The organism is Futiania mangrovi (assembly GCF_024158125.1).
In the GTDB taxonomy this organism is placed as follows: Bacteria; Pseudomonadota; Alphaproteobacteria; order Futianiales; family Futianiaceae; genus Futiania; species Futiania mangrovi.
This window is the reverse complement of record NZ_JAMZFT010000001.1, coordinates 1,038,191-1,054,883: the sequence shown is the minus strand read 5'-3', so window position 1 is coordinate 1,054,883 and position 16,693 is coordinate 1,038,191. Positions and strand designations below refer to the sequence as shown.

At 68.0% G+C, this 16,693-nt stretch carries 14 protein-coding genes and 1 tRNA gene; 4 read left to right on the top strand and 11 right to left on the bottom strand.

Annotated features, from left to right (window positions below; translation table 11 throughout):
* Positions 1 to 49: 49 nt before the first annotated feature.
* Genes NJQ99_RS05065 through NJQ99_RS05035 form a run of 7 tightly spaced genes read right to left on the bottom strand, consistent with a single transcriptional unit; the run spans position 50 to position 6,763 of the window.
* Positions 50 to 853, bottom strand: a complete 804-nt coding sequence (locus NJQ99_RS05065) for an MBL fold metallo-hydrolase (protein ID WP_269331702.1) — start codon at positions 851 to 853, stop codon at positions 50 to 52.
* Positions 850 to 1,632 carry a TatD family hydrolase gene (locus tag NJQ99_RS05060; RefSeq protein WP_269332080.1) on the bottom strand — a complete coding sequence of 261 codons (783 nt, stop codon included), beginning with the start codon at positions 1,630 to 1,632 and terminating at the stop codon, positions 850 to 852. Before NJQ99_RS05060 ends, NJQ99_RS05065 begins: the two co-directional genes overlap by 4 nt.
* Positions 1,632 to 2,732 (bottom strand): DNA polymerase III subunit delta', encoded by a 1,101-nt coding sequence (locus NJQ99_RS05055; RefSeq protein WP_269331701.1) that lies wholly within the window; start codon positions 2,730 to 2,732, stop codon positions 1,632 to 1,634. The genes NJQ99_RS05060 and NJQ99_RS05055 overlap by 1 nt, the downstream gene beginning before the upstream one ends.
* Before the next feature lie 60 nt (positions 2,733 to 2,792).
* On the bottom strand, positions 2,793 to 3,461 hold the full coding sequence (gene tmk / locus NJQ99_RS05050; protein ID WP_269331700.1) for a dTMP kinase: 669 nt from the start codon (positions 3,459 to 3,461) through the stop codon (positions 2,793 to 2,795).
* Positions 3,461 to 4,618: a D-alanyl-D-alanine carboxypeptidase family protein gene (locus NJQ99_RS05045; RefSeq protein ID WP_269331699.1), complete on the bottom strand. Its 1,158-nt coding sequence runs from the start codon at positions 4,616 to 4,618 to the stop codon at positions 3,461 to 3,463. Before NJQ99_RS05045 ends, tmk begins: the two co-directional genes overlap by 1 nt.
* A 53-nt stretch (positions 4,619 to 4,671) precedes the next feature.
* Positions 4,672 to 5,724 carry a septal ring lytic transglycosylase RlpA family protein gene (locus NJQ99_RS05040; protein WP_269331698.1) on the bottom strand — a complete coding sequence of 351 codons (1,053 nt, stop codon included), beginning with the start codon at positions 5,722 to 5,724 and terminating at the stop codon, positions 4,672 to 4,674.
* 31 nt (positions 5,725 to 5,755) lie between these two features.
* The gene (locus tag NJQ99_RS05035) at positions 5,756 to 6,763 is read right to left on the bottom strand and encodes a lytic murein transglycosylase (protein WP_331283257.1); all 1,008 of its coding nucleotides are present in this window, start codon (positions 6,761 to 6,763) and stop codon (positions 5,756 to 5,758) included.
* Positions 6,764 to 6,916: 153 nt separating this feature from the next.
* Here NJQ99_RS05035 and NJQ99_RS05030 point away from each other — a divergent pair.
* The 4 genes from NJQ99_RS05030 to NJQ99_RS05015 all read left to right on the top strand — a co-directional run bounded on the left by NJQ99_RS05030 (position 6,917) and on the right by NJQ99_RS05015 (position 11,542).
* Positions 6,917 to 7,006: transfer RNA gene (locus NJQ99_RS05030), tRNA-Ser, on the top strand.
* A gap of 201 nt (positions 7,007 to 7,207) precedes the next feature.
* Entirely contained in the window at positions 7,208 to 7,936 is a 729-nt protein-coding gene (locus tag NJQ99_RS05025) for an ABC transporter ATP-binding protein (RefSeq protein WP_269331697.1), read from the top strand.
* A 5-nt stretch (positions 7,937 to 7,941) separates the two neighbouring features.
* On the top strand, positions 7,942 to 10,305 hold the full coding sequence (locus NJQ99_RS05020) for an ABC transporter permease (protein WP_269331696.1): 2,364 nt from the start codon (positions 7,942 to 7,944) through the stop codon (positions 10,303 to 10,305).
* Positions 10,306 to 10,312: 7 nt separating this feature from the next.
* Positions 10,313 to 11,542: an efflux RND transporter periplasmic adaptor subunit gene (locus NJQ99_RS05015; protein WP_269331695.1), complete on the top strand. Its 1,230-nt coding sequence runs from the start codon at positions 10,313 to 10,315 to the stop codon at positions 11,540 to 11,542.
* A gap of 115 nt (positions 11,543 to 11,657) precedes the next feature.
* On the opposite strand, the gene NJQ99_RS05010 is transcribed toward NJQ99_RS05015, so the two are convergent.
* From NJQ99_RS05010 to NJQ99_RS04995, 4 genes are all read right to left on the bottom strand, one after another.
* Positions 11,658 to 11,993: a hypothetical protein gene (locus NJQ99_RS05010; RefSeq protein ID WP_269331694.1), complete on the bottom strand. Its 336-nt coding sequence runs from the start codon at positions 11,991 to 11,993 to the stop codon at positions 11,658 to 11,660.
* A 76-nt stretch (positions 11,994 to 12,069) separates the two neighbouring features.
* Positions 12,070 to 12,423: a hypothetical protein gene (locus NJQ99_RS05005; RefSeq protein WP_269331693.1), complete on the bottom strand. Its 354-nt coding sequence runs from the start codon at positions 12,421 to 12,423 to the stop codon at positions 12,070 to 12,072.
* Between the two features lie 100 nt (positions 12,424 to 12,523).
* Complete coding sequence (locus NJQ99_RS05000) at positions 12,524 to 13,735, bottom strand: hypothetical protein (protein WP_269331692.1); 1,212 nt, start codon at positions 13,733 to 13,735, stop codon at positions 12,524 to 12,526.
* Between the two features lie 210 nt (positions 13,736 to 13,945).
* Positions 13,946 to 16,459, bottom strand: a complete 2,514-nt coding sequence (locus tag NJQ99_RS04995) for an outer membrane beta-barrel protein (RefSeq protein WP_269331691.1) — start codon at positions 16,457 to 16,459, stop codon at positions 13,946 to 13,948.
* Between the last annotated feature and the right edge of the window lie 234 nt (positions 16,460 to 16,693).

The window sequence follows — 16,693 nt, the reverse complement described above, 5'->3', positions numbered from 1 at the left end:
CTTCGTTCCAGCATATATAATTCGCATAATGATGATTATGTCACAAAACTCATACATCGAAGATGAGCACCATGCCGTCGAACGCAGGCGTGACGCCGGCAGGAAGATCACGGCAGAGCGTGTGGTAATCCAGATCGACGTGCAGGTTCGTCAGAACCGCGCGGGCCGGATTGACGCGCGCCACCCACTGCAGCGTCTTCTCCAGATGCGCATGGGTCGGATGCGGCGTGTAGCGCAAAGCGTCCACGATCCATGTGTCGACGCCGTCCAGCACATCGAACGCGGCCTCCGGCACGTCGCTCACGTCCGGCGTATACGCCACCGGCCCGATCCGGAACCCGAGCGCGCGGATGCGGCCATGCTCCACCTCGAACGGTGTCAGCGTGATGGCGCCACCGGGCCCGTCCACGGTCAGCGGTTCCATGCCGATCTCGTTGAGGCGCAGGATCGGCGGATAGCCGCTGCCGCGGATCTCCTCGAAGCAATAGCCGAACCGGCTCATCAGCGTGCGCGCGGTCGCTTCGTCCGAATAGACGTCGATCCGCCGCCGCATGGTCAGCGCCAGTGCGCGCAGATCGTCGATGCCGTGCGATTGATCGGCATGATCGTGGGTGTAGAAGACGGCGTCCAGGCGCCGCGTGCCCGCATCGAGCAGTTGTTCCCGCAGGTCCGGGGACGTGTCGATCAGCACCGCGGTTTCGCCGCGTTCGACAAGGATCGAGCAGCGCCGCCGCCGGTTGCGCGGCTCCGCCGGATCGCACGCACCCCAGTCGTTGCCGACACGCGGGACGCCGCCCGATGACCCGCAACCCAGGATCGTGACCTTGAGCGGCGCTTTTGATCTTGTCGTCATTGAGGCCGAGATGCCTTTGAAAACAGGCGGAAAAAATTGTCCGTCGTCTGGCGCGCGACTGCGTCTTCATCCACGCTTTTAAGTTGCGCGACCGCAGCGGCCGTGTACGCCACGAAGGCGGGTTCGTTCGTCTTGCCGCGGTACGGCACGGGCGCGAGATATGGCGCGTCGGTTTCCACCAGGATCCGGTCAAGCGGAACCTCGGCAATGGTTTCGCGCAACGCCTCGGCCTTCTTGAAGGTCACGATCCCCGAGACGGAAATGTAGCCGCCCAGCGCGAGACACTCCTTCGCGAGCCAGCCGCTCGAAGAAAAGCAATGGATCAGAAAGGGGAACGCCCCCTTCCCCGTTTCCTCCGCCAGGATTGCCACCGTGTCCTCGTCGGCGTCGCGGGTATGCACGATGAGCGGCAAGCCCGTTTCCCGCGCTGCCGCGATATGGCGCCGGAAGCCAGCGATCTGCGCCTCGCGCGGGCTGTGTTCGTAGAAATAGTCGAGGCCCGTCTCGCCGATGCCGATGACCTTCGGATCACGCGCGCGCATCAGCAGATCGTTGGTGGTCACGTCGGGCTCCGCGCCCGCCTCGTGCGGATGCACCCCGACGGAGGCATAGAGTACGGGGGAGCGGCGCGCGACTTCGAGCACGCCCGGAAAGCGCCCAATCGACGTCGAGATGGTCAGCATCGCGCCGACACCCGCCTCCGCCGCACGTGAAAGAACGCCGTCAAGGTCTTCGCCGAATTGGGGAAAATCGAGATGGCAATGGCTGTCGACCAGCATCATGCAGCTCCGCCCGGGTCGAGGAAGTCATCGAGAATGTGGAGCGCGGTCTGGTAGGGGTCCAGGTTGTAGGCGCGCGCTTCCCCGGCGATGTCCACGGTCTTCTCCCACACGGCTGGCCAGGCATCAAGGGGCCTGCGCCCCGCTTCCCGCACGATGAGGTCGCGCGCAAAGTCAGGCACGTCGTCAGGTGCAGCACCGCAAGCCCCCGCACGTGCGATCTGCGGCAGAAGCAGGCCGAGGGCGGCAACCAGGCCGTCCAGATCCCCCTCGCCGCTCTTTGCCGTCACCGCTGTCGCCAGGGCCTCGCGCTGCGTGCGCGCGAGATCGCCGTCCCCAAGCAATCCGAGCAGGTCCCGGTAGATACCCAGCACCCCGCCTGTCATCAGCGAGACTGCTTGCCCCGGGCTGCCAGCGGACAGCGCCACGGCGGCGTCGAGGTCCCCTTCCCCCTCACCCATCGTCCCGATCTCTGCCAGCACCAATCGGGTATCGGCCTGGGTCAGGGGCTGCAACTCCAACCTGGCGCACCGTGACCGGATTGTCGGAAGCAAGGCTCCGGGCCGGTCAGAAATCAGGAAAAACAATGTCTTGCGCGGCGGTTCCTCAAGGCTCTTGAGAAGCGCGTTCGCCGCGCTCGTATTCATGTCGTTTGCGCCGTCGACGAGGACGATGCGCCAGCCCTTCTCGCTGGCAGTCTGCGACAGGAACCCGCCGAGGCGGCGGACCTCCGCCACCGGCAGAACCGCCTGGGCGCGCTTCTTCTTGTCGTCCCACGGCCGACGCAGAACGATCAGGTTGCCGTGCCCGCCCGCGGCGATGCGCCGCGCGACCTCGTCGGGCGGGGCCTGCGTCACCTCCGCCACCGTGGCCGGCGCGCGGTCCCCGTGACGCAGCAACGCGCGTATCAGGTGGTAGGCCATCGTCGCCTTGCCGATCCCCTCCTCGCCCCCGACCAGCCACGCATGGGGCAGACGCCCCGAGGCCCAGGACGACAGGAACACCTCGACCGCGCGGTCGTGTCCGTGCAGGCCGAAGCGGGTGCGCGGATGCGGCGCGCCGGGGCGGCAGTCGCTGTCCTGCTGGGTGTCGTCGCTCATAGGGTCAGGCCGGCGTCCGTCGCGGGAGGGGAAGGCACCGCACTTTTCGCACAGGCGTGCTCAGAGTGCGAGCCGTTCGGCAACGATCGCGGCAATGCGGGCGGCGACGGCGGTCTCGGTGCCGCTGCCGTCGACGCGGACGATCCGCCCGGGATAGCGGGCCGGCAATTGCGAAAAGCCTGCTGCGACGCGGGCATGAAAGTCGTCGGCAAGGTCCTCGTAGCGGTCGCCGCCGCCCACCCCGTCCCGCGCGACTCTCCGTTGCCTGCTCACCGCAGGCGGCACCTCGAGCAGCAGCGTCAGGTCTGGCTGCGTGGTCCCAGTCACCATCTCGTCGAGCGCGTCGATCTGCGTGAGGGGAACACCGTGTCCGGCGCCTTGGTAGGCGCGCGTCGAATCCGTGAAGCGGTCGCACAGGACGATGCGGCCTTCGGCCAGTGCCGGCCGGATGCAATGCGCCAGGTGGTCGGCGCGTGCGGCGAAGTGCATCAGCGTCTCTGCCATCGGATCCATCCGCGCCTCGCCGCGCAAGAGCAGCAGGGTGCGGACCTGCTCCGCCATCGCGGTGCCGCCAGGCTCCCGCGTGAGCGTGACCGCATGGCCGGCGGCTGCCAGATGCTGTGCAAGGAGGCGTATCTGGGTCGACTTTCCCGTCCCCTCCCCGCCCTCGAAGGTGATGAAGCGGCCGGGGCCGCGGCCACTCGTACCCCCCTCGCCGCCCGCGGGCATCAGTTCCCCAGGACGCTATGGACGGCGTAGGTCGCTGCCGCCTTGAGGCGTCCCATGAGGCCCGCCTTTCCAACATCCGCGCCGGCGTAAAGGGGAAGCTCCACGTCGTCGCCGTCCGGGACCGACACCTTGAGCGTGCCGACACGGGTTCCGGCGGCTACCGGTGCCTGAACGGGCCCGACATAGCTTGCAGTCACGGTGACGCCGTCGCGCGCCACCACAGGAAGCGTGACCGTGATGTCGTCGGCGACCACCAGCGGTACCGTTGCCGCATCGCCTGCCCACACGTCCGCCACTTCGACCGTCTCGCCCTTGCTGAAGAGCTTGATGTTGTCGAACTCAGAGAAGCCCCAGCGCAGCAGCCTTTGGGATTCCTGTGCCCGGTCGCGGGTCGAGGGCAGCCCCGTCACCACGACGATCAGGCGTCTGCCGTCGCGCACGGCGGTTCCGGCGAGCCCGTAGCCGGCCTCCTCCGTGTGGCCGGTCTTGAGCCCGTCCGCCCCGATGTCGGTGTAGAGGAGCGGATTGCGGTTCTCCTGCGTGATGCCGGCCCAGGTGAAGGACGTTTCCGAGTAGATCTTGTAGAGGCCGGGAAACTGCTCGATGATCCTGCGCGACAGCAGGGCCACCTCGCGCGCCGTCATCTGGTGCCCCTCGGCAGGCCAGCCTGTCGCGTTCATGAAGGTCGCGGTCTGGAACCCCATTTCCCGCGCGCGCCGCGTCATGCGGTCGGCAAAGGCTTCCTCCGACCCCGCCAGCGCCTCCGCAAGCACGATGCAGGCATCGTTTCCGGACTGGACGATCACGCCGCGCAGCAGGTCGGCCACGCGGATCTCGTCACCGACGAGCACCCACATCTTGGAGCCGCCCATCTTCCAGGCCCGCTCGCTCACAGGGAGGCGGTCCTCCAGTTTCAGCCGCCCCTCCTTGATTGCCTCGAACACCATGAAGGTGGTCATAAGCTTGCTCATGGATGCCGGCGGCATGGGGGTGTCGGCGTTCTTCTCGAAAAGGATCGTGCCCGTCTGGGCATCGATGAGGATCGCCTCGCGCGCCTGCGTCTCGAACGCGACCTGCGCCCTTGCGGACAGCGTGCCCGCGAACAGCGCCAGCAATGCCAGCGCGGCGAGAGTTGTGAAGCGGAGAGCGGCCGTCATGCGATGTCCTTTCGTCCGGTCCCGCGCCCGGGTTATCGGGCAAGCCCGTCTCGTCAGATCGGATCGGTCACGATTCTGGCGTCATTGAGACCATGACGCGCGGCCGCGTCACGGGCCTGCGCCGCCTCCCCGGCGTCACGGAACGGGCCAAGGCGCACACGGTAAAGCGTGCGCCCGTCGCTCGACTGCACCGGGTCGATGCTGCCCGGCCAGTCCCGTCCCAACCGGGCAACGAGGCGGTCGGCATTGTCACGCTGCGAGAAGGTGCCGACCTGAACGTGGAAATTGCCGGAGCCGGCAGACGCGGCCGGAGCCGGACGCGGCACCAGGGCGGCGGCAGCCTGCGCCCGCGGCGGTGACGCCCTGGGCGTGGGTGCAGCGGCGCTGGCGGCGGCGGTTGCCGGCCCGTCCTCGACAGGCCGCATCCGGTATGGCGCACCAGCGCCAGCGAGCCCTGCAACCCCGCGGGTTGCACCGGCCGGCGCCGGAACGGCCGAGGCCGACACGGGGACAACCGGAACCGACACAGGTACCGCGGGAGCATCGGCAGGCGCTGCCGCAGTGCGAACCGGCGCCGTGCCGCGGTCCTCTGCCGCGATCAGGGTCACCCCCTCGGGCGGAGCGACGAGGCGTACACGCACGCGGGCCAGCCCACGCTCGAGAAAGCCAAGCTCCCGCGCGGCCGCCTTGGAGAGATCGAGGATGCGGCCATCGGCGAAGGGACCGCGGTCGTTCACCCGAACAACCAGCCGGTTGCCATTGTCGAGGTTGGTCACCTCCACATAGCTCGGCAGCGGCAGCGTCGTGTGCGCGGCCGTCAGGGCGTTCTCGTTGAAGGTTTCGCCGTTCGCCGTCGCACGCCCGTGAAAGCCTGGACCGTACCAGGAGGCGATGCCGACAGCGTCGTAGTTCTCCTCGACCCGCGGATAGTACCAGACGCCGTTGATCTGGTAGGGGCGGCCTACCTTCTGCTTGAAGGTTCCGGTCATCGGTTCCGGCGCGCTGCCGCAAGCGGCGGCGAGCAGCGCAAGCAGAACCGGAGACGCACGCAGGGCAATCCGCATCCGCCGCGCACGGCCGGCACCGCAGTCAGGACGTCGTGTCATCGCACCAGCCCCTCCCCCGGGGCGCCTGAGGTCAGTTTCCACCAATGCGGTCGGCCAGATAGCCGACGGTCAATGCAAAATAGTACGAGCGGTTCCAGCGCAGGATGGACCGGAAGTTGTCATAGACGATGAAGGCGCGCCCGCCGCTGCGGTCCGGCACGATGATCGAGCCGGTGATGTCTGCGACCGGCAAGACGCCCCCGTCGGCACGGCGCACGCCGAGACGCGCCCAGGTCTCCAGCGGCTTGCGGGTATCGAGGCCCAGTTGCGCACGGTCGAAGCCGCGCGGAAGGCGCACCTCGCGCCCCCAGGTGTAGCGCCCGTCCCATCCGGCGTTCTTGAGGTAATTGGCAGCCGACGCGAACACGTCGGCCCGAGTCGTCCAGATGTCCCGGCGCCCGTCGCGGTCCCAGTCGACAGCCCGGCTGAGGAAGCTCGACGGCATGAACTGCGACTGCCCCATCGCGCCGGCCCATGAGCCGATCATGGCCTCGGCCGTGATATGCCCCTCGTCGATGATGCGCAGCGCGTTCAGAAGTTCCTTGCGGAAATAGTCCGACCGGCGTCCGTCGTGCGCCAGCGTGGCCAGCGACCGCACCACCGAATAACCGCCGGTATTCCGTCCGAAGTCGGTCTCCACGCCCCACAGCGCGACGATGAAGCGCGCAGGCACGCCATAGGCCGCCGCGATCTCGTCCAGCAGCGGCTTGTTCTCCGCGTAGAGACGCCGCCCGCGGTCGATCCGGGATTGCGGCGCAACGCGGGAGCGGTATTGCTCGAACGTCAGGGTGAATTCGGACTGCCGTCGGTCAAGCTCGATCACGCGGGGGTTGGGGGTCACGCCTGCAAGCGCGGCATCGAGGGTACGCTCCGAAATGCCGGCGCCCCGCGCCTCGCTGCGCAGGTCCTGCAGCCATTCGCCGAAATCGCCGCCCTGTGCGCGTGCCGGGGTGCCCATGGAAAGGCCAAGCCCGACGCACAGAACCGCGGCGGCGCACACCGCGCGCACTGAAACAGGTGATTCGCAAAACATCTTCATGGACATAACTCCTGCCACGAGGTTCGGATCGCCGCAATCCTTCCCCGCGCACGTGTTCCGATCCGCCGCCGGACCACGCGCCGAGGCACCCTCGCCCGGTGCGCCGTGGCGATTGCACCCGGACGGCGGCGAGTGCTATCTGGGCCGCGCGCTGGAGGAGTGGCCGAGCGGTTGAAGGCACCGGTCTTGAAAACCGGCAGGCCCGGAAGGGTCTCGTGGGTTCGAATCCCACCTCCTCCGCCACGATTGCAGGTGCCGGGCCGTCTGCGGGATTTCCTTGCAACGGATTGGTGCACCCCTCGGCGGTGCCACGCAGACATGGCCGCCCTGCACTTCGTGCCTCGCCGTGCCCTTCGCGCGCTGATCTGGCTCAAGGCGGGCCGGCAGCGTCTGCGGCAATAAGACGTTCGACGGGCTGTCCCCTGCCCGCCGCGGAGCAGCCGCATGACCATTGCAGACACCGAGGAAAAGCGGACCGTCCTGCAGGCAAAGGGCCTCACCAAGGTCTACAGGACCGGGGAGGTCGAGGTTCATGCGTTACGTGGCATCGACCTCGACCTCGCGGAAGGTGAACTTGCGGTCCTGCTCGGGCCGTCGGGCAGCGGCAAGTCGACCTTGCTGAACATCCTGGGCGGGCTCGATACGCCGACCGAGGGCCGCCTGTTCTTCCGCGGCGAGGAGCTTGAGGGACACGACGACCGGGCGCTGACCGCCTACCGGCGCGACCATGTCGGCTTCGTCTTCCAGTTCTACAACCTGATCCCCAGCCTGACGGCGCGGGAGAACGTGGCTCTCGTCACCGAGATCGCGCGCGCCCCCATGGATCCGGCCGAGGCGCTAGGGCTTGTCGGCCTGGAGGAGCGGCTCGACCATTTCCCCGCGCAACTCTCGGGCGGCGAGCAGCAGCGCGTTGCCATCGCCCGCGCCATCGCCAAGCAGCCGGACGTGCTCCTGTGCGACGAGCCGACGGGCGCGCTCGACAGCGAGACGGGCATCCTCGTGCTGGAGGCGATCGAGAGTGTGAACCGGCGGCTCGGCACCACGACGGCACTGATCACGCACAACAGGTCCATCGGCGGCATGGCAGACCGGGTCGTGAGCTTCGCGGACGGACGCATCGTCGAGACCTGGCACAACGCGCAGCGCCAGCCCGCCCGCGCGCTGTCCTGGTAGCGGCGATGCGCGCGCTCGACCGCAAACTCCTGCGCGACCTGTCGCGCCTGCGCGGCCAGGTGCTGGCGGTCGCGCTGGTCGTAGCATCGGGCGTGGCCGTTCTCGTCATGTCGCTCACCTCCATCGAGGCGCTGGAGGAGACGGCGGAGGCCTACTACGAGGCCTTTGACTTCGCTGACGTCTTCGCCGTCTTGACGCGTGCGCCCGAACGTATCGCCGTCCGGGCGGCCGAGATCGACGGGGTGCGCACGGTCGAGACGCGCATCGTCGAGACTGCCACCCTCGACGTACCGGGCTTCGGCGAGCCGGTTGTGGGCCAGCTCGTCTCCCTGCCGGAGCGGGGGGCAGCACGCCTCAACCGGCTGGCCGTCCGGCAAGGGCGCCTCGCCGAGCCCGGCCGCTCCGACGAGGTCGTGCTGGCCGAACCCTTCGCGGAGGCGCACGGCCTGAGGCCCGGCGACACGCTCGCGGCGATCCTCAACGGGCGCAAGCGCACCTTGCGCGTCGTCGGCACCGCCCTGTCGCCGGAGTACGTCTATGCGCTGGGGCCCGGACAGCTGATGCCGGACGAGAAGCGCTTCGGCGTGCTCTGGATGGGGCGCGGCGCGCTGGAGGCGGCCTTCGATCTCGACGGCGCCTTCAACGAGATTTCGCTGGCTCTCATGCCCGATGCACGCACACCGACGGTCATCGCCGCGCTCGACCGCCTCCTGGAACCCTACGGCGGTCTCGGCGCCTACGCGCGTGCCGAACAGCTGTCCAACTGGTTCCTGATGAACGAAATCGCCCAGTTGCGCTCTATGGCGCGCATCCTGCCGACGATCTTCCTGGTGGTTGCAGCTTTCCTGACCCACATGGTTCTGGCCCGTCTGATCGCGACGGAGCGGGCCGAGATCGGCCTGATGAAGGCGTTCGGCTACAGCAATCTCGAGGTCGGCTGGCACTACGCCAAACTCGTGATCCTGATGACCGGCATCGGCATCCTGCTCGGCTGGGCGGCGGGTGCCTGGCTCGGCCGCTACAATACCGAGGTCTATGCCCAGTTCTATCGCTTTCCCTTCCTCTATTTCCGCCCCGGACCGTCCGGGTTCGCCATTGCCGCGGTCGTCAGCCTGGGAGCGGCGCTGGCGGGAAGCCTAGGTGCCGTGAGCAGGGCCGCCCGGCTGCCGCCAGCCGAGGCGATGCGCCCCCCTGCCCCGCCGCGCTACCGCAAGACGCGCCTGCACGGACCCGCGCTCGAACGCTGGATCGACCAGCCGACGCGGATCTTCCTGCGCCAGCTCGCGCGCTGGCCGGTGCGCTCGGCGCTCACCGTATCCGGGATCGGCATGTCGGTCGCGGTGCTCGTGACCTCCATGCAATGGCTCGACGCCATCGACCGGATGGTGGACATCACCTTCCACGAGCAGCAGCGCCTAGACATGACGGTGGGTTTCGCCGAGACCAAGCCGCGCTCTGCCGTGTGGTCGTTCGAACGGCTGCCGGGCGTCCTGGCGGCGGAGCCCGGCCGCTACGTCGCCGTCACCTTCCATGCGGGTCCGCGCACCCATCGGGGCGGGATCCAGGGCATCGTGGAGGAGCCGCGCCTCAACCTGCTGTACGATGTGGAACGCGGGGCGGTTGCGCCGCCGCCGGAGGGGTTGCTGCTCTCATCCACACTGGCGCGCAAGCTCGGCGTGGACGCGGGCGACCTGGTCCGCGTGGAGGTGCGCGAGGGCCGCCGCCCGGTACACGACCTTCCCGTGACCGCGATCATCGAAACATTCATCGGGACGCCTGCCTACATGCGGATCGGCGCGTTGGACCGGCTGATGCGTGAAGGTCCGCGCGCCGAGCAGGTGCACCTGCTGGTCGATCCCCTGTACGTGTCCGCGATCCATGCGGAACTGAAGGAACTGCCCGCGGTAGCCGGCGTGACGATCCGCAAGGCCGCCGTGCAGACCTTTCACCAGACGCTGGGCGACACGCTGCTTATCTACGTCTCCTTCTTCGTCGTCTTCGCCTGCACGCTGGCGTTCGGGGTCGTCTACAACAGTGCGCGCATCTCGCTGTCGGAGCGGGGCCGCGAGCTTGCAACGCTGCGCGTGCTCGGCTTCACGCGCGGGGAGATCGCCTATATCCTCCTGGGCGAAGTGGCGGTGCTCGTGTTTCTGGCGCTGCCGGCGGGCTGCATCGCGGGCTATGGCCTGGCCGCACTCATCGTCGCAGGCTTCGAGACCGAACTGTTCCGCGTGCCCCTCGTCGTGGCGCCCGCGACCTATGGCTGGGCGGTCCTCATCGGTCTGGCCGCCACGGCGGCGTCCGCGTACCTTGTGCGCTGGCGTCTGGACCGGCTCGACCTGATTTCCGTCCTCAAGACCCGGGAGTAGACACGTCATGGCGCTCAAATGGCGGCGGCTCGCGATCTGGGGGATCCTGGTCCTCGCGCTGGCGGGAGGCCTCGCGTTCGCGTTCTGGCCGCGTCCCGTGCCCGTGGACCTGGCCCGGGTTGAACCCGGCCCGATGACCGTCACGATCGACGAGGAGGGCGAGGCGCGCGTGCGCGACGTCTTCGTGCTCTCCGCCCCCGTCGGCGGGCGCCTGCGCCGGATCGAACTGGACGTGGGCGACGCGGTCGTTGCAGACGAGACGGAGGTGGCGCAGATCGAGCCTGCCGACCCCGGCTTCCTGGATGTGCGCTCCGAAGGCGAAGCGGATGCCGCGCTGCGGGCCGCTCAATCGGCGCTGCAACTCGCCCGCGCGGAACTGGACCAGGCAAAGGCGGAACTCGACTTCAGCGTGGCGGAGCTTGAGCGTGCGCGCGAACTGATCCGGCGCGAAACGATCTCCCAGCGCGCGCTGGACGAGGCGGAACGGGCCTTCAAGACGCGCAAGGCTGCCGTCGCGACGGCCGAGGCGCGGCTGGAGATGCGCCGGTTCGAGGTCGAGCAGGCACGCGCCCGCCTCGTCTCCCCGGTCGAGACGCAGATCCTGCACGGGCGATGCGTCTGCATTCCCATCGTCGCGCCGGTCGGGGGCCGGATCCTGCGGGTGTTGCGGGAAAGCGCGGGCGTGGTACAGGCCGGCGACCCGCTGGTGGAGATCGGCGATCCGCGCGACCTGGAGATCGTGGCGGACCTGTTGTCCTCCGATGCCATCCGGGTGGAGCCCGGCCAGAAGGTGGTGATCGACGACTGGGGAGGCCCGCGGCCGCTCTCGGGCTTGGTCCGGCGCGTGGAGCCCTATGGCTTCACCAAGGTCTCGGCCCTGGGCATCGAGGAGCAGCGCGTCAACGTGGTCGTCGACCTCACGGATCCGCCGGAGTCGTGGGCGCGCCTCGGGCATGGCTACCGCGTGGAAATCCGCGTTGTGCTGTGGCAGACCGAACGCGCGCTGACCGTGCCGCTGACCGCGCTCTTCCGCGACGGGGAGCGCTGGGCGGTCTTCGTGGCCGAGGACGGCGTCGCCCGCCTGCGCCATGTCGAGGTCGGACACCGCGACGGCATCTCCGCGGAAGTGCGCGACGGATTGTCGGAAGGCGAGGACGTTCTCGTCCATCCCGGCGACCGCGTGGCGCCCGGCACGGCGGTCACGGCGCGGAGCGTCGCCGGAGCAAGCTCCCGCTGACCCCCCGCCCTTGCAGGGCACAACCGCGACATCGGACGCAGGACGGCGGCGAAGAAAGCTCCCCACCGCCGCCAGACCCTTTACCCGTAATGCAGCCGGAACCGCGGGCCGCTTGCTAGCCGCCCCGTCCCATTCCGCCGCCCTTGTGCATCTGCATGCCGCCGCCTCGGCCCGCAGGTGGCTCCGGCGGAAGTTCGACGCCGCGCTGCTTGGCGCGTTCCTGCACCATCATGTGATGTTCGGAACGGATACGTTCGCGCTCCTCCTGGGTTCGCGCGTTGCGCATGCGCTCACGGTATTCCATGCGTTCCTGCTCGGTCATCAGCTGGCTGCCGTAAATCTGATCGCCCTGCTGTGCCGCTGCCGGCATTGGCGTCAGGGCCAGTGCGCCCAGGCCGATCGCCAGCGCGGCAGCGCCCGCGACAAGACTACGCCGATCGAGTTGTCTCATGGTCGCTCTCCCAATCTAGGGCAGCTGCGGAAACCCGGCACCGCCCGGTGAGCCCCTCACCCGCCACCATCCTCACTCAGTCGTGCGAATGGCTGTCGTCTCCGTCTTCGTGGTCATGGTCCTCGCCATCCTCGTGGCCGCCGGCGCCGCCGCCCATGTATTTCGGGCCCTTGCCGCGGCCAGAATCGCTGTGGCCCTTGCTGAACACGCGATCCTCCACCGAATGGCCGCCGCCAGGCGTTCCGCGGCCGCTCTTGCCCTTGTGGCCCGCGGTGCCGGACGTGTGGCCGCCTGAGTGGCTGGCGTCGTCATGGTCGTCGGTATGTGTCGTGTGGCCGCCGCCGCCGCCCGACTGATGCTGGGCAAACGCCGCCGACGGCAGCGCGGTTCCGAGCGCACCGGCAAGCAGCAGCGCCAGAACGGAAGTCATGCAGGTTCGCATCGCGGAACCTCCGGAAGAAACTTCGGAAAGGAGCGCCGGCCGGGTCGCGCAGGGGGGGAACGGACCCGGCCGGACGCAGGGTGCGGACTTACTCGGTCGGGGTGACCGGGACCGCATACTCGTGGATGTACTCGATCACCTGGACGAGGTCGTTGGTGGCCGTCGCAAATCCGTCGACGTTGCTGCCCGAAGCTTCGGCCTCGTCGAAGAAGTCTTCCCAGATGTTCACGTCGGTCTCGACCCAGGTGCCGTCGGTCGTGCCGGGCAGCATGAGGGTGACCTCGACGTCGCCCCAAGTCGTTTCGCGATCATAGGTGAACGACTTGTAGTCGATGTAATCGTCGCCCACGTAGGTCGCGAGACCGAGGATCTGGTTCATGTAGATGATCGTATCCTCGACCACCGTGCCGAACTTGTCCGAGGACGCGGCGAAGAAGCTTGCCGCATCCAGCAGGTCGGCCGACGTCAGCTTTCCGTCGACGAGGTTCGCGAGGTCGCCGGTGAACAGGCTGGTGCTCGTGACACCGGTGAGCGTACCTGTGCTCATGATCTCGAGGTAGAGCGCCAGGTTCTCCAGCGGCGCGTCGATCGTCTTCGTCGTGCCGTCGGTGTAGGTGATCAGGATGCGGCCGACGGGATCGAGCGACAGCGACGCCACGTTCGGGTCGTTGAGCGTGTTGACCGCTTCCTCGTAGCGGGTCGCCAGCACGAACACGGGCGAGCGGCCGACGTTCAGGCGGCCAAGTTCGACCTCCTGGGCGTCCTCCTCGAAGCCTGTGTAGATCGCGCCTTCCGCATCGAGCGGAATGGGGTTGCCCTCGGCGTCGATCGGCTGGACGAAGCCGTCCGCGCTTTCGACATAGCTGTCGGGGATGCCGTCATTGTTCGTGTCCGACCAGACGACGAGAATGGGAACGCCGTTATCGTCACGCAGCAGCACGTACATGTCGCCGAACAGGTCGCCCTTCTTGCCGCCGGACGACGGATTGCCGCGTCCAGGCTTGCCGTCACGGCCGGGGACACCCGCCCAGGAGGGGCGGTCGCTGTCCTCGTCCTCTTCGGCAAGCACGTCCATCAGGCTCTTGCCGCGAAGGCCGTGACCGCGGGCATCGCCCTTGCCGCCCTTGCTGGCGCCCATCTGGCCGGACTGGCCGCCCTGCCCGCCCTTGCCGCCGTGGTTGTCGGCAGACGCGGTGCCCGCCGTGCCCGTTGCAAGCACGACCGTGAGTGCGCCTGCGGCAATCGCGCCAACCGCGACGCTGCCCAGAAGGCGGGCAAACTTCGAAACGCTGGACTGCATAATATCCGCTCCCATCGATTTGGCCGCCAGATTGCCCGGCGGTCCGTCTTGCGGCCCCGGGAAGCACTTCCCGACAGGCCGTCATCTCATTTTACAGAAATAAGAAGGCCATTAATCACATGCAAGAACCTTGATCTACCGCAAACGAAAGGAAAAAAGGGCGCTTGGTTGGGCGCCCTTTTCCAAACTCGTTGTAAACATGCGCTTTTTTCAGAACCTGAAACCGATCCCGACACGGAAAATACTCTCGTCCGTATCGAAGCTGTCGACGTTGCCGCCCGATTGCGGAAGCCGATAGCTGCCATAGTCGGTGTAGGTGTAATCCATGCGGACGAACGCATTGTCCGAGGCGGGAATCTCGATGCCGCCGCCGACGCTCACGCCTGTCAGCGTGTCCGTCTGATCATAGACCGTGCCGCCAGCCTCATAGCCCGTGTCGACGACGCTCGCGGTGCCGCCGAGGCGCAGGTAGAAGAGCGCGTTGCCGTCCGGCGTATAACCGACGCGCACGCCTGCCCCCGCACTTCCCCTCCGGTCGGTCGAGATGACGCGCCCGTTCGGATCGCGTTCATTGTCGCGCGTCACGTCGGCCAGTTCGACGCTCGCGTCGACGCCGACATAGACATTGCCGAACGTCTTGCCATAGCCACCGAAGAAACCGCCCGCAACGCCCGTGTCACCCCGGTCCGCGGTCAGGGTCGTGGCGCCGCCGCTGCGCGCACCCCGCTCGACGCTGTTCAGCGCGCCGTGGCCTGCGAGCACGCCGCCATAGGCGCCGTCGAAGGAACTGGCGGGCCGTGCCGGGATATCGCGCGCCGCGCCCAGCCGCCAGCCGAAGCCCAGCCGCATCAGGCTCTCGTCGTTTGCGAAATTGTCGCGCCGGAGCTGACTCGTCGGCGTCAGCCAATGCACGTCGTAGTCGCGATAGGCCGTGTAGCTGTAGTCGAGCCGAACGAAGCCGCCGCCCCCGCCGACCGGCGCTTCTGTTCCAAGGCCGAAGCGCAGGCCGGGAAGCCAGTGATCCTCGCTCGCGGTCCGATAGCCGCCGGCCCCGTCGGGGGCGGCATAGTCGGTGCCGAACTCCGTCAAGGCCAGGCCGAACCTGCCATAGACGAGATTGCCGCCGTCCAGCCGGTAGCCGAAGCGCGGACCGAACCCGACCGAGGTACCCCGCTCGACGCCGAAGATGCGCTCGCCCGGCAGGTTTGCATGATCCCAGTCCGCGGTCGAATGGGCAGCGTCCGCTTCCAGCCCCAAGTACCAGTTCCCGACATCGACGCCCCAGCCTGCGAAGATGCCGGCTTCGGGTCCGTGGTCGCCGAAGTCGGCTGTCAGGCTGCCGGGGACGCCACCGCCCGCGCCACCGCGCTGGCCCTCAAGCTCGGTGCCGAGGTTGCCGTAACCCACCTGCACGCCGGCATAGGTGCCGGGCACGAACGCCGGCACGTCGCCATAGTCGAAGGCCGGATCGTAGCCCGGTGCAAGCTGAGCCCCGACGCGCAGGAACACGCGGTTCTCGTCGTAATCCTCGTTCGGATCGCTCGAGTCCCGCTGCAGGTACTCGTAGGACGTGCCGACGAAGATGTGCTTCATCGGGAAATAGCGGGCGCCAGCGCTGAGACCCAGCACATGGTCGTCCCGCGCGATGCCGACGAAGCGGTTGGTGTAGAAGCCCACCGACGTGTCGAGCGATATCTGCGGGTGCACTGCCTGCTCCAGCCCCAGCGTGTAGCTGGTGAGCACATAGCCGGACGCACCGTTGATCGTCGTTTCCTCGATGCTGCGGGCGATGCCGCCCGTTACCCTGGTGCGCCCGGTCGGCCGCCACGTGCCGGACAGGCCGATGTCGAGCGCGCCGATGTTTTCCAGCAGTGCGTCGTCATAGGTCTGGTGCAGGTAACCCACGAGCGCCTGCAGTTCCAGGTCGCGCCGGTTGTCGTAGCGCAGGCCGACGGCAACGCCATAGCCCTGGGAATCCCGGTCGAAGCCATTGTCGTCGGCGCCATCGTCATAGATGCGCAGGTCGGCAAGCGCCTGGCCGAACATCTCGTATCCGCCGCCGAGGTCATAGCCCCCGCGCCCTCCGAACGTGACCTCGTGACGGTCGCGGTCGTCATTGTCGATCGGCGCGCCGCCAGCCGTCGAGACGTCGTCATAGTCGAGCCGGCTGTAGGTCGCGCCGACGCGGACGCTGCCTCGTCCGATCTGGGTCGAGGAGCCCGCGAACGCCTCGATATCCGTGTAGGTGGTCGGCTCCTGTCCCGCGGCATCGTCCGGGGACTCGCGGCTCTCGTGCGCGCGCGCGAACGAGAGCCCGCCGAAGAGCCGCCATGTTGGCGCCGCCTGGAACCCGGCCTCGGTGCCGAGCGCGACGTCGTCGTAGTTCTCGTCGCTCTCGGAGAAATGGCGGGCGTGCGCGCCGCTGGCGTAGATGCGCAGGTCGCGCCCGGTCGCGTCGCGTTCGGCAGACGCACTCCAGCCCAGCACCGCCAGCCCGTCCGACACGCGGTCGTTGCGCGTCGCGAAGACGTTGTCGTCGAAGCCGATGGAGAGGTCGATGGCGCCGTTGACCTCGAACCCGCTCACAGTCGGCCCGACCGTGGGGTCGCCCGGCTGGACCGCGTCCTGCGCGCGCGCGTCCGGTCCGAAATGGACGCCCAGCCCCGCCGCCGCCGTGAGGCACCCCACCGCGATCACCGAGATGCGTCCCTTGCGCTGCGTCATGAAAATCCCCCAGTGGCTCCCGACCCGGCCCGGTCGTCCGGTGCGCCGCGAGACAGCGGCACCGGATACCCGGAAAACAAAAACACCAAACAAATCATATTCGAAAACTCATAATTTGATTAGCGAATTTGTTTTATGACGCAAGTCAATATTCGCACCGAATCCCGGCTGCGCACATCGACGCACGCGGACCCCCGGCAGGTCGATTACTGCCTCGAAGGCGCGGCCGCCCCC

Bases quoted from the DNA above. Each gene is read 5' to 3' on its own strand.
- NJQ99_RS05065 (WP_269331702.1), bottom strand. From the start codon at position 853: ATGACGACAAGATCAAAAGCGCCGCTCAAGGTCACGATCCTGGGTTGC.
- NJQ99_RS05060 (WP_269332080.1), bottom strand. From the start codon at position 1,632: ATGCTGGTCGACAGCCATTGCCATCTCGATTTTCCCCAATTCGGCGAA.
- NJQ99_RS05055 (WP_269331701.1), bottom strand. From the start codon at position 2,732: ATGAGCGACGACACCCAGCAGGACAGCGACTGCCGCCCCGGCGCGCCG.
- tmk (WP_269331700.1), bottom strand. From the start codon at position 3,461: ATGCCCGCGGGCGGCGAGGGGGGTACGAGTGGCCGCGGCCCCGGCCGC.
- NJQ99_RS05045 (WP_269331699.1), bottom strand. From the start codon at position 4,618: ATGACGGCCGCTCTCCGCTTCACAACTCTCGCCGCGCTGGCATTGCTG.
- NJQ99_RS05040 (WP_269331698.1), bottom strand. From the start codon at position 5,724: ATGACACGACGTCCTGACTGCGGTGCCGGCCGTGCGCGGCGGATGCGG.
- NJQ99_RS05035 (WP_331283257.1), bottom strand. From the start codon at position 6,763: ATGAAGATGTTTTGCGAATCACCTGTTTCAGTGCGCGCGGTGTGCGCC.
- NJQ99_RS05025 (WP_269331697.1), top strand. From the start codon at position 7,208: ATGACCATTGCAGACACCGAGGAAAAGCGGACCGTCCTGCAGGCAAAG.
- NJQ99_RS05020 (WP_269331696.1), top strand. From the start codon at position 7,942: ATGCGCGCGCTCGACCGCAAACTCCTGCGCGACCTGTCGCGCCTGCGC.
- NJQ99_RS05015 (WP_269331695.1), top strand. From the start codon at position 10,313: ATGGCGCTCAAATGGCGGCGGCTCGCGATCTGGGGGATCCTGGTCCTC.
- NJQ99_RS05010 (WP_269331694.1), bottom strand. From the start codon at position 11,993: ATGAGACAACTCGATCGGCGTAGTCTTGTCGCGGGCGCTGCCGCGCTG.
- NJQ99_RS05005 (WP_269331693.1), bottom strand. From the start codon at position 12,423: ATGACTTCCGTTCTGGCGCTGCTGCTTGCCGGTGCGCTCGGAACCGCG.
- NJQ99_RS05000 (WP_269331692.1), bottom strand. From the start codon at position 13,735: ATGCAGTCCAGCGTTTCGAAGTTTGCCCGCCTTCTGGGCAGCGTCGCG.
- NJQ99_RS04995 (WP_269331691.1), bottom strand. From the start codon at position 16,459: ATGACGCAGCGCAAGGGACGCATCTCGGTGATCGCGGTGGGGTGCCTC.